The 11585-nt window shown below is 62.8% G+C and carries 10 protein-coding genes; 3 read left to right on the forward strand and 7 right to left on the reverse strand.

Annotation, left to right across the window (positions count from 1 at the left end):
• On the forward strand, nucleotides 1-857 hold an 857-nt coding region (locus ACP5MM_RS09240), incomplete at its 5' end, for a pilus assembly protein (RefSeq protein WP_427934477.1).
• Nucleotides 858-1213: 356 nt separating this feature from the next.
• On the forward strand, nucleotides 1214-2212 hold the full coding sequence (gene sohB, locus ACP5MM_RS09245) for a protease SohB (protein WP_427934478.1): 999 nt from the start codon (nucleotides 1214-1216) through the stop codon (nucleotides 2210-2212).
• Nucleotides 2213-2275: 63 nt separating this feature from the next.
• Here the strand turns inward: sohB and ACP5MM_RS09250 are convergent, their stop codons facing one another.
• The 3 genes from ACP5MM_RS09250 to ACP5MM_RS09260 form a co-directional block, all read right to left on the reverse strand.
• Nucleotides 2276-4096, reverse strand: a complete 1821-nt coding sequence (locus ACP5MM_RS09250) for a pyruvate kinase (RefSeq protein WP_427932761.1) — start codon at nucleotides 4094-4096, stop codon at nucleotides 2276-2278.
• 411 nt (nucleotides 4097-4507) lie between these two features.
• On the reverse strand, nucleotides 4508-4891 hold the full coding sequence (locus ACP5MM_RS09255; protein WP_427932763.1) for a DUF423 domain-containing protein: 384 nt from the start codon (nucleotides 4889-4891) through the stop codon (nucleotides 4508-4510).
• Entirely contained in the window at nucleotides 4888-5487 is a 600-nt protein-coding gene (locus tag ACP5MM_RS09260) for a phospholipase D family protein (RefSeq protein ID WP_427932765.1), read from the reverse strand. Before ACP5MM_RS09260 ends, ACP5MM_RS09255 begins: the two co-directional genes overlap by 4 nt.
• Before the next feature lie 122 nt (nucleotides 5488-5609).
• On the opposite strand from ACP5MM_RS09260, the gene ACP5MM_RS09265 reads away from it, so the two are divergent.
• Nucleotides 5610-6659, forward strand: a complete 1050-nt coding sequence (locus tag ACP5MM_RS09265; RefSeq protein ID WP_427932766.1) for a complex I NDUFA9 subunit family protein — start codon at nucleotides 5610-5612, stop codon at nucleotides 6657-6659.
• 29 nt (nucleotides 6660-6688) lie between these two features.
• Here the strand turns inward: ACP5MM_RS09265 and ACP5MM_RS09270 are convergent, their stop codons facing one another.
• From ACP5MM_RS09270 to ACP5MM_RS09285, 4 genes are all read right to left on the reverse strand, one after another.
• Nucleotides 6689-7105 carry a tetratricopeptide repeat protein gene (locus tag ACP5MM_RS09270; protein ID WP_427934479.1) on the reverse strand — a complete coding sequence of 139 codons (417 nt, stop codon included), beginning with the start codon at nucleotides 7103-7105 and terminating at the stop codon, nucleotides 6689-6691.
• Between the two features lie 79 nt (nucleotides 7106-7184).
• Nucleotides 7185-9242 (reverse strand): glucans biosynthesis glucosyltransferase MdoH, encoded by a 2058-nt coding sequence (gene mdoH, locus ACP5MM_RS09275; protein WP_427932770.1) that lies wholly within the window; start codon nucleotides 9240-9242, stop codon nucleotides 7185-7187.
• A gap of 2 nt (nucleotides 9243-9244) precedes the next feature.
• Nucleotides 9245-9727, reverse strand: a complete 483-nt coding sequence (locus ACP5MM_RS09280; protein ID WP_427932772.1) for a hypothetical protein — start codon at nucleotides 9725-9727, stop codon at nucleotides 9245-9247.
• 5 nt (nucleotides 9728-9732) lie between these two features.
• On the reverse strand, nucleotides 9733-11274 hold the full coding sequence (locus tag ACP5MM_RS09285; RefSeq protein ID WP_427932774.1) for a glucan biosynthesis protein: 1542 nt from the start codon (nucleotides 11272-11274) through the stop codon (nucleotides 9733-9735).
• Between the last annotated feature and the right edge of the window lie 311 nt (nucleotides 11275-11585).

Below are 11585 nucleotides of genomic sequence, written 5' to 3' on the forward strand. Positions count from 1 at the left end.
CTCTCGGCAATGGCACGGACAACCGGGTTTATATCGGTGACCTCCAGGGCAACCTCTGGCGGATCGATTTGACTGCCCTCAACCCGGCAAATGGCCAAAAGAACGTGCCTACGCCCGTAACCCTGCTCTTCAAGACGCCAACGCTGCCAGCCAGCATCAATGGCACGACCGTAAACCTGCCCCAACCCATCACCACCCCGCCCCTGGTCACCCTCAACCCCAACTACCCGGCGCAACCGGGGCTGATGGTAATCTTTGGCACCGGCCAGCTTTTGCAGCAATCGGATCTGACCAATACCCAGGTACAATCCGTCTATGGCGTATGGGATAAGGGAACCGGGTCCACGGTTACCCAATCCAGTCTGGTGCAACAAACCATCTATACTACCAACATTGGCGCGACCCAAGTTCGCCTCATGTCCAAGAACCCCATCAACTGGTCCACCAATTCAGGCTGGTACGTGAATCTGCCCGCAACAGGCGAGCGCATGATCACGAACATGTTGCTTTATGCTGGCCAAGTAATCTTTACTACTTATGCACCCACACCCAATGTCTGCGGAGCAGGCGGAAGCAGCTATCTGATGGACTTCAACTACGCAACGGGAACTTCTTTCTCCAGCCCCGTCTTTGATGTCAATGGGGACGGCTTGATCAACTCCTTGGATACGGTCATCAACCCGCCAAGCGGCTATGGTCCAAACCCCGGAGGAATCGCCCTGGGTTCAGGCTTCGCCTCCGCCCCAAGCCTTACCGGGAGTTTCATCACCCTTTCTCAAGGCAATGCCCTGAAATCCATCCTGCACCAAACAGCAGGGATGGTCCCCCTCTACTGGAGGCTGCTCAATGGCCAATAAACCGCTTTCCCATGCTTTTGCCCACACTTTGCTCGCTGCCGCATTTTTGGCGCTCGCGCCAGTATCGGCATCCGCTATAGCGCTCACCCCTGCCTGGGGACCAAACGCAGGGAAAAAACTTCCCCCGCCCAACGTCCAGGAAGGGCCCGCCCTGCCTTTTCCCCGCGGGGGTGAAAATCTTGCACCCCAGGTCCCCGGCAGAGGCCCTGGCAACTCCGAACTGCGCAAGGGCAGATCAGACACCATTGATATCCCCTTGAAGGCCCATTCAGCCCAATAAATCAGCCTTAACCCACACCTCCGCCTGCCCCAGGGCAGGCGTTTTTTTACCTCCCGCCCTCGTGTACCATGCACCCATGGAAAACTTCTTCAGTCACTACGCCCTCTTCCTCGCCGACACCGCCACCATCGTCGTGGCCATCCTGGTCATCGCCGGCGGCCTGGTCGCCATCGGCAAGCGGAAAGGCAAGAGCGGCGGCCAGATCCAGGTGACGGACCTGAACCGCCAACTGGAAGCCATGGGCGACAGCATCCAGACGGCGCGCTTGTCCAGGAAGGCGGGCAAGGCCTTGCAAAAAACCCGCAAGGCCCAGCGCAAGGCCGAGGCCAAATCGGATAGCACCAAGCCCTGCGCCTACTTCCTGGATTTCAAGGGGGATCTCCGCGCCTCGGCCCTCGCCGCCCTGCGCGAGGAGATCAGCGCCGTGCTGCAGGCGGCGCAGCCCGGCGACGAGGTCCTGCTGCGCATCGAAAGCGGCGGCGGCATGGTCAACAGCTATGGGCTGGCGGCGGCGCAACTCCTGCGCCTGCGCGCGGCCAAGCTGCCCCTGACGGTGATGGTGGATACGGTGGCCGCCAGCGGCGGCTATCTCATGGCGGTGGTGGCGGATCGCATCATCGCCGCCCCCTTCGCCATGATCGGCTCCATCGGCGTCATCGCCCAGATCCCCAACTTCCACCGCTGGCTGCGCAGCAAGAACATCGACATGGAGCAGTTCACCGCCGGCAAGTTCAAGCGCACCGTCACCCTCTTCGGCGAAAACACCGAGGCCGGCCGGGCCAAGCTGCGCGAGGAACTGGAAGAAACCCACGCCCATTTCCGCGACTTCGTCCAGACCTACCGCTCCCAACTGGACCTGGCCAAGGTCGCCACCGGCGAGGCCTGGCTGGGCAGCAAGGCACTGGAACTGGGCCTCATCGACGCCCTCGGCACCAGCGACGACGAACTGTTGAACGCCGCCAAGCGCGCCAAGGTCCTCGCCGTCCACTACCAGCGCAAAAGCACCCTTCCCCAACGCCTGGGCCTTGCCGCCCAGAAAAGCTGGGACGGCCTCTGGCAAGCGCCGCTGTCCTGAACCTGATTCGCATCACCCCACCCGTCGGGGGAAATCGCGGCCATGGGCCGCTCCTGCTCGGATTCAGCCGCCATCCTGCCAGTGCAGCGCCCGCAAGCGGGTGAATTTCTTGCGCTGGTGGTCCTGCATGCGGGTGAGGATGTCGTCGAGGGTATGCACCGCCTCGGCAACGAAGGGACCCTTGTTGAGCATGACGCACTCGGCGCGCACCCCCATGGCGGCGTCGGTCAGCTCGGGGCGGGAGATGCTGCCCTTCCTGGTGAGCGTTTCCAGGACCTGGGTGGCCCAGATCACCGGCAGATGCGCGGCCTCCGCCAACCACAGGATCTCCTCCTGCACCTCCGTCAACCGCTCCGGCCCCACTTCCACCGCCAGGTCGCCCCGCGCCACCATCACCCCCAGCGGCTGCCGCCCCAGGGCCGCCAGCAGGATCTCCGGCAGGCGGCGAAAGGCCTGGGCCGTCTCGATCTTGGCAATGATGCCCAGGTGGGTGGCCTGCCGTTGTTGCAACGCCTCCAGCAACGCCCCCATGTGCGCGCCGCTTTCGACAAAGGAGAACCCCACCATGTCCACCAGCGGAATGATGACGTCCAAATCGGCCAGATCCTTATCGCTCAAAGGGGGCAGATTCAGCGGCAGGCCGGGGAAGTTCAGGCCGCGATCCGGCAACAGACGCGCCCCACCCGGTTTGGCATGGGTGATGCGCAGCAGGGCCCCTTTCGGACCTTGGGCCTCCACCACCGCCGCCATCTTGCCGTCATCCACCCACACCGCCTGCCCTGGAGGCAGTCTTTCCACCAGCGCGGGGATCGTACAGGCCACCTGCGCCGGCTGGTCGGCAGCCGCCGCCCGCCCTTGCCCGGCGTCGCTGCTCAGCAACAGGAGATCCCCCACCTCCAGCACGATCTGCACCGGCGCTGCGGGGATACCAGCCACCACCCCCCGGCAATGGCGCCGGCGGCGGCTCTGCCAGGCATTGCCATTGACGAGATAGCTTCCCTGCATACAGTGCAGGGTCAGAACACCCCCTTCCACGGCATCCACCACCAATACGCGCTCCTTGCCCCGCGCATCCACGCAGAGCAGTTCTTCGGCCACCCGGGGCGCAGAGCTGCCCGCCGTCGGCAGGAGCACGCACTGAACCCCGCCGGGCAAGGCCACCTCCGCCTGGATGGACACAATGGCCCGCAAGTGTGCAGGCGCCTGCAGGCGCCCCAAACGGTCGCGTTGTGGTCGCAGATGGAGCACTCCCGGCTCCATGGGCAAAGGGCCGGTACGGATCTTGTGGCCCGCCAGATCCGCGAGGATCCTGCACGATCCTCCCTGCTCCTGCATGGCCTGATGGAGATTTTTCACCATCGCCCGCCATTGTTCGGGACCGTCATGGGCGCAATTGATGCGCGCCACATCCATGCCCGTCGCCAGCAAGGATTGCAAGAAAGCGGGGTCATCCGCCCGTTCACCCGGCAATGTCACCATGATGCGGGTGCTGCGGTGCTCCCGGGCCGGCCCCAGGAGCCGCTCCGTATTCTGGATCAGCAGGCGCATGCCTTCATCAGGGCGAAGGGTCGCCTGTTCCCCGGCCTCCGGCTCCGGCCGGCCCAAGGCCGCAGACAGCAAGGCGATGATGTGATCCAGGGTATCCAGCACATGGCTCTCGGAGCGCCCCAAAGAGGAGAGCCCCTGCCCTGCCAGGGCCTCCTGCAACGGACGCAGATCCACCCGGCGCAGGGCGAGATAATGCAGCATATTGTGCACGCCCGGATGCAGGCGCAGGGTCGGGTCCTGCCCCTCCAGAACCACCATGCGTGCCTCGCTCTCGCGCAGCACGCGGGCACGCAGCGCCTCCAGGGCGGCGAGGAGGTCCTGCCAGTCACCGTTCATGAAGCAAGGGGCGGCAACGCAGCGCGGGGAACGAAGGCTGCGCCATAAAGCTCCGCCTCCGGATGGAGCACGCGGACTCGCGCTCCGGGCAGATCGCTCTGCAGACTGCATGGCCCTCCGTATCCGCGGGCGTGCGCTGGCGTTTCTGCGCTGGCGGAGAAGACCGGCGGGAGCGCGCTGAGGCCATCGTCATCGGGCAGATTTTCGCTGTGTAAAAACAGCCCGCCGCTGCTCGGCAACGCCACACCCCCGGATTCCGGACAAGCGGCCCAGGTAGTGCTGAAAACGCGGCCAGTCCTGCCCCTGCATCACGATCCCCTCCACGCACGGCGCGTTTTCCAAGAACAATCCGAGCGTAGCAGACGAATGTGACACTATGATGACGCCTTACCGCTTGCGATTAACTTCCCATCAGCCCCGCAACGCCCCCACCCCCACCAGGATCCATGCCACGATGAAAGCCGTGCCGCCAAAGGGAGCAAGGATCGCCATCCACATCCAGCCCGTCAGGGTCAACACCGTCAGGCCGCCGCAAAAAAGAAAAATCCCCAGCAACATGATCCAACCAGCCCAGCGCAGGAGGGTCACACTGCGTCCCTGCTGGGACTGCATCAGGATACCCACCAGGATCAGCCCCAGCGCATGATAGATCTGAAACTGGTTGGCGATATGATAGATGTTCATCAGCGCCGGGCTCAGCCGCCCCTGCAGGAGATGGGAGCCGACGGCGCCCAGGGCCATGGCCAAGGCCGCCAAAAAGCCGCCCCAGGCCACGAAAACATTACCGGGCTTCATTGCTGAAAGCCGTGGCTCAGGGATTTGCGCCACTGCCAGTCGCGCACATACGCCGCCGCCAGGGCGGGGGCGTTCCACAGGACGAGGACGTTCTCGGCGTTGTCCTTTTGCGCCGCCTTGGTGAAATTGAAACTGCCGGTCACCACGGTCATGCCGTCGATGATCATGACCTTGTTGTGGGCGATGCGGACCGAGCTATCGATCCAGACCGGGATCTGGTGATTGATCAGGTAGGTAGCGCCGCTGTAACGCCCCGTCTCGTTGCTCTTGTCGAGAAGGACCGCCACGTCCACGCCGCGCGCCCGGGCCTGACCCAGCGCCCGGATGATGGGCGCGGAGGTGAAGCCGTAGGCCTGCACCAGGATTTGCCGCCGCGCCTGATCAATGGCCCGCACGATGACCTTCGTCCCATCGCCGTTGGGCGAGAAGGCCGCCGTCGCCGGGCTGTCCACCTGCACCTGGGCGGTGAGGGGCTGCGCCGACTGATCCGCCGTACCGCCTCCCCAGCCCGCGTCCTGCCGAATCTCCCGATGCCCTTCCCGGTGCCATGGGTATTCATAGGCCTGGGCCGCCAAGGGCAGCGCCGCCAGCAGCATCGCTAGGCACCCGATCCGCATTTTCCCCACGCTCCCCTCCCATTGCCCGTAGCCCAACACCCAGAATAACCAATCAACCCGTCCCTATGCTATATTTACGCCGAAGCTACAGGGAGACAAAGATGGCAATAAAAAAGGTTTGCATTCTCGGCGGGACCGGCTTCGTGGGCCGCCATCTGGCCGAGCGGCTCAGCCAGAAGGGATATTCCATACAGATACTTACGCGCAACCGCGAACGCTACCGGGAGAAACTGCTGGTGCTTCCCGGCGTCGACCTGATCGAAGGCGACGTCCATAACCCGATCACCCTGGAAAAACATTTTGCGGGCATGGATGCCGTCATCAATCTCGTGGGCATCCTCAATGAACGCCATGCCGGGCGCAGCGATTATCCGCCGGAGCGCCATGGTGACTTCGACCGCAACCACATCGAACTTCCCCGCCTGGTGGCCAACACCTGTGCCCAAGTAGGCGTACCGCGTCTGCTGCACATGAGCGCCCTGGGCGCCGATCCCGTCGGCCCCAGCGCCTATCTGCGCTCCAAAGGCATCGGCGAGGAGATTGTCCGGCAGTCCGGCCAGGACAGCGCCAAACTCGGCCACTTCACCTACCTCAACGGCCCCAAGCTGGTCTGGGGGCGCGGCCTCAAGGTCACCATTTTCCGGCCATCCGTGATCTTTGGGGAAGGCGACAGCTTCTTCAATCGCTTCGCCGGCCTGCTCCGCGCCATCCCCGTCGTCATGCCCCTGGCCAAAGCCCAGGCGAAAATGCAACCCGTGTGGGTGGAAGACGTCGTTACCGCCTACGTCCGCTCCCTGGACAACGCCGCCGCCTTTGGCCAGGCCTACGATCTCTGCGGCCCCAAGGTCTACACCCTCGGCGAACTGGTCGCCTACACCCAAAGCCTCATCGGCACCCATCGGGCCATTGTCCCCCTGCCCGATTGGCTGGCCGACCTGCAGGCCATGGTCCTGGAAAAACTCCCGGGGCAAATGCTCACCCGCGACAACCTGCGCTCCCTTTCCGTCGACAACGTCTGCGCCACCCCAGGCTACCCGAGCATTTTCGGCATCCAGCCCAGCGCTCTGGAAGCCATCGTGCCCGGCTACCTCGGCACGGGCAGCAACAAGGCCCGGCGCATGGCCGACCTGCGCCACCGGCGCCCCGGCTAGGGAAACATCCGCAGGCCGCAACGCAGCGCCTAATGCTGCCGCCCGGCCTGCCCTTCCTCGCCCAGCCGGCGTAACTCCGCGGCCTCCTCGGGCGAGGCTTCCGCAAGGATCGCCGCCATTCCCTGCCGGGCGCGCTCATCGCCCTGCCGCGCCGCGAGGCTGAACAGTTCGTAGGCGTAGGGAATATTCCTGGGGATGCCCGTTCCCCCATAAAACATCAATCCCAGATTGAACTGAGCCTGGGCATCGCCCTGGTCCGCCGCCGCACCATACCATTTTGCCGCTTCCAGGTAATCTTGCGGCACGCCGGCACCGGTAAAATACTGCACCCCCAAATTATACTGCGCCGCCACATCGCCGGCCTGCGCGCGCTCCAGGAGCGTTTTGAGCGATCCCAGACCCGCCATCTCCATGATATCCAGAGGCCGGCCATCATCAACAGACATAGGCTATTCCCCAATCCTGCACACTTCGTGAAAGACACTATGATTCATCCCTGCCCCGGTCATGGAAGGGCGCCAGGAATCAGGCGCCTTCGGGGAGCGCCAGTCCCCAATCGGCAATACGCTCTTCATCCGCCAGCGACCACACCGCCCGATGGAGGGCCAGCATGGAATGGCGGTCGCTGAGCAGGAGGTTGCGCTCCCGCCCCGTCAACTGCTGCGGCCCAAGCGCCAATGCCTTGTGGCAAAGGGCCGCGGCCTTGGGCCACACCCCGGGGCGATTGCGCTGCAGGGCTGCATGGAGGGCATTGAGCTGCGGATCCACCACCACTTGCACAAAAGGATCTCCCGTAAAGTGGGGCAGCTCCACCAGGCGATCCTGCGCCAAACCCTGAAGTTCCAAGGGCGGACAACGCTCTTCGGGAATGACAAAGAGCCCGTGCGCCCGAGCCGCGCGCCCCAAGGAGGCGCGGCTCGTCAGGACCGCCAGCGGAACCGCCGCCGACAGGCCCAGCAAGATGGGCACCAACCAGCCAAAATGCCAGCCACCCAGCAAGGGATAGAGGAGCGCCGCCAAAATAAGACCCGTGGCGGAACACCATCCAAAGCTGCGCAAGGCATCCCCCCAGGAGGTGGCCTGATCGCCGCGCACCTGCGCACCCCAGCGCACACTTTTGCCCAGCAATGCCTGAATGACGAACTGACTATGAAAGACCATGCGGATGGGCGCCATGAGAACGGAAAAGAGCGCTTCCAGAAGCACGCTCCAGCCCAGGCGCCACAAACCCCCAAACTGCACGGCGAGATCCCGTTGCCAAAACACCCAGAATATGGCCATGAACTTGGGCGCCAGCAGCAGCGTGGCCGTAATCCCGAAAATCCACAAGGGCAGAGGCTCAACGGTCCAAGCATTGTCCAGCGCCACCCCGCCCAGGCCAAGGGGGCTTTGCCAATGCCAGGCAGCGACCCCACCCAACAACAGGAACAATCCCCAGAGCGGCGCCGCCAGGAAGGACATGGCGCCATTGATAAAGAGAAAGCGATGGGCCGAACGCAGGCCCTCGCTGCTCAACAGCCGCAGATGCTGGAGGTTTCCCTGCGCCCAGCGCCGATCCCGTTTCAAGTCGTCAATGAGGGTCGGCGGCACTTCTTCATAGCTGCCCTCCAGTTCCGGGACAAACCACACCTCCCAACCGCCCTTCGCCATCAACGCCGCTTCCACGAAATCATGGCTCAGCAAGGCGCCTCCCAAAGGCGGACGTCCCGGCAACACCGGCAACGCACAATGCTGAACGAAAGGCGCCGTGCGCAGGATGGCGTTATGACCGATGTAATGACCGTCGCCCAACTGCCAGAAACGCAAGCCCGTGCTGAACAAGGGACCATAGAGGCGATGCGCAAACTGTTGCAGCCGCGCATACAGCGTCTCCCGATTCACCGCCAGCGGCTGCGTCTGGATGATGCCCACCTGGGGATTGCCTTCCATCATCTCCAGCAAACGCAGCAAGGTCTCGCCGCGCATGACGCTATCCGCGTCCAGCACCACCATGTATTCGTAATCCTTGCCCCAGCGTCGGCAGAAGTCCGCGACATTCCCGCTTTTCGCCTTGTTGTTGACCGGCCGCCGCCGATAATGAATGCGCCCGAAGCCTTGCAGGGCCTTGCACAAAGCCGACCAAGCCATTTCTTCCTGGAGCCAGACCGCCGGATCACGGGTGTCGCTGAGCAGGAAGAATTCGAAATACGGCAATGCCCCGGCCAGTTCCAGAGAGCGATAGGTGGCCTGCAACCCCGCCGCCACCCGTTCCACTTCCTCATTATAAATGGGCATGAGGATGGCTGTTTTGACCTGCGGTCGCGGTTGCACCAGGCGCTGCTCGGGACTGCCGGGCGTCTTATGACTGCCGCCGCGCAGGAGCAGGACAAAACCCACCATGGCAGTCCAGAATCCCGCCGATATCCAGGCGAACAGCAAAACGAAAATGATCAGCGTGGGGATTTCCAGCCATAACGGCAAACGTTGCGCGAAGGCCTGGTCCAGCAGCACACCCGCCGCGCAGGCCGGCAGCACGATCAACGCCGTCAGCCAGGCACGGCGCGATCGGGCGATGGACTCCCAGACGGGGCGCACGTTCACCATGGTCAGTATTCGCCCTGCAAGGCGCGCCGCGCTGCCGCCGTATGCCGGCGAAAGGCCAGGAGATCCAGGAAACGCAGACAGGCGGCCCAAAGGGAGCGGTTCAGGGGACGGGACGCCATGGGCTGCCGCAGCAGCGGCGGTTGCATCTGCCGTTGCAGCCAGCGGGCGCGCTTTTCGCCCTCATCCCGCTGACCCTCCATGCCGGCCCAGAGATCCAGGCGCCCATCCATTTCATCGCCATCGGCCAGGGTCGCCAGCGCCGTCTGCACGGTGGCAAAGGCCAAACCATACAGCGCGTCCTGTTCCGCCGGGGCGTTCATCCGCGCCAGCACTTGGGCGCGGATCCAGAGGCGCTGGGCGTCGCTCAATTGCAAGCGGGTCAGATAATGCTCGATTCGCCTGAGGACCGGCGCATTTTTTTCAACCACGAACCTGTCCTGATGCAAATCGGGGTTCACGCTATAAGTCGAGTCGTCCTTGAACATGATGTCTACTCCTTCGCTGCATGTAACAAATAGGTCCAGGTATCCGTCATCGCCTGGCCGTTCAGGGCGAGGTAACAGCGGACATTGGCCGGCTGCCCGGAAACCGGGAGGATATCGGCAACCACCCGCCAGAAATGCCTGGCGTCATCCCACTCGACTTTCTGCTTCAATACCTTCGCGCCATGATCCACACTGATGATGGCGTCCACCGGGGCAGATCCGGGCAACTGCGTCAGAGGACCGCCGGCAAAATCGATGACCACCGTCCTTGACCCCGGCACCTTGCCGTCGCCCAGATAGGTAGCCACCGGATGACCATTGGGAATGAGTCCGTCATTATCCAGAAAGAACCTGAGCCGATAGGCGAAATGAAAGGCCTCCCCCGGCGCGGGTTGCCGGGCTGGCACCCAAAATGCGTCAATATTGTCCATATCCCGATTGTTGGTGGGTAACTCCACCAGCTTGACATGACCTTCACCCCAGTCGCCCAGGGGCTCCACCCAAACGCTGGGCCGTAGCTGATATTGCGTATTCAAGCCTTCGTAGGCGGAAAATTGCCGGTCCTGCTGGATCAGGCCGAATCCCTGGGGATGATCCATGGCATAAGTGGTGGCCTGGATATGGAGCGGGTTGTCCAGAGGACGCGTGATCCACTCGCCATCGCCGTTGGCCATCACCAGATCGCTGGAATCATGCTGCTCGGGATGCCAATCACCGGCCACCGGCCCACGCCCCTTGCCGTGCCAATACATGCTGGTCAGGGGCGCGATTTCCAGCACCTGCACGGGCTTGCGCAGATAGACCGTCGCCTCCACCTGCACCGTGACCGCCTTGCCCGGATGAATGACGAAGCGATAGGCCCCCGTCGCTACGGGACTGTCCAGAAGCGCATAAACCACCATTTCCGTTGCGCCGGGCTGCGGCTGCACCAGCCAGAACTCCTTGAAATAGGGGAATATCTCTCCGGACGGCAGGGCCGTATCGATGCCCAGCCCGCGGGCGGACGTCCCATAAATCTGCCCCGTCCCCACGGCACGGAAATAGCTCGCCCCCAAAAATGAAATGAACTCGTTGTGATGGGGCGGGGTATTGAGCGGATACAAAAGGCGGAAACCGGCATAACCCAGGTCGGCCGGCAGATCATTCGGAACCTGCAGGTCGCCAAAGCCGAAGTGCTGGAGCGAAAAAGGGATGGGCTGTACTTGCCCGTCCACGATGCTGCGGATCACCACCGGGCGATCGAAATAAGAGCCGGGCAGATAAAACTGGGCCTCAAAGGGCAAACCCTGCCTGCGCCACAGGGGATCCACATCCTGGATCTGGGCATATTGCTCGGGCGTGAGCTTTTGCAAGGACGCTGGCACGGGCAAGGCCTGCGCCTGATAAGGAGCCTCCTGCAACGCCCTGGCCTTGTCCTCCACCTGGGCGAAGCCAAAGGGCTCGGCAAAGACGGGGGTCGCCACCATCCAGAAAGCCAGAGCCAGACAAGCGGACCGACCCAGGGACCGGAGGCGGCGAGTCGACGAGATGACACGTTCATGCTTCATGCGGGTCATTTAGCAAAATTCATACCACAAGCTACCACGTTGTTTTGTAATGACATACACGGCAAGGCAGCAGGATATTGTCGCCGTCACCCGACGCATGCCCGCCATCAAGCCAGAGAGACATGGAAAATTTTTGGCCGGATCTGGAAAAAATTCCGGGAAAGTGCCATAAGCTGTTGACCATAAACGTTTATTAGCATATACAAAAAACGCTTATGAAACACAATATCCTACCTTCCCTGCGAAATGATCGGCGATGACCGTCGCCAATCAACAACAATGCCCGGCAAGAAATGCAAATGACGCAAAGC

It is taken from the genome of Acidithiobacillus sp., assembly GCF_049965315.1.
In the GTDB taxonomy this organism is placed as follows: Bacteria; Pseudomonadota; Gammaproteobacteria; order Acidithiobacillales; family Acidithiobacillaceae; genus Acidithiobacillus_B.

Coding starts and splice junctions, on each gene's coding strand:
- sohB (WP_427934478.1), top strand. CDS start 1,214: ATGGAAAACTTCTTCAGTCACTACGCCCTCTTCCTCGCCGACACCGCC.
- ACP5MM_RS09250 (WP_427932761.1), bottom strand. CDS start 4,096: ATGAACGGTGACTGGCAGGACCTCCTCGCCGCCCTGGAGGCGCTGCGT.
- ACP5MM_RS09255 (WP_427932763.1), bottom strand. CDS start 4,891: ATGAAGCCCGGTAATGTTTTCGTGGCCTGGGGCGGCTTTTTGGCGGCC.
- ACP5MM_RS09260 (WP_427932765.1), bottom strand. CDS start 5,487: ATGCTGCTGGCGGCGCTGCCCTTGGCGGCCCAGGCCTATGAATACCCA.
- ACP5MM_RS09265 (WP_427932766.1), top strand. CDS start 5,610: ATGGCAATAAAAAAGGTTTGCATTCTCGGCGGGACCGGCTTCGTGGGC.
- ACP5MM_RS09270 (WP_427934479.1), bottom strand. CDS start 7,105: ATGTCTGTTGATGATGGCCGGCCTCTGGATATCATGGAGATGGCGGGT.
- mdoH (WP_427932770.1), bottom strand. CDS start 9,242: ATGGTGAACGTGCGCCCCGTCTGGGAGTCCATCGCCCGATCGCGCCGT.
- ACP5MM_RS09280 (WP_427932772.1), bottom strand. CDS start 9,727: ATGTTCAAGGACGACTCGACTTATAGCGTGAACCCCGATTTGCATCAG.
- ACP5MM_RS09285 (WP_427932774.1), bottom strand. CDS start 11,274: ATGAAGCATGAACGTGTCATCTCGTCGACTCGCCGCCTCCGGTCCCTG.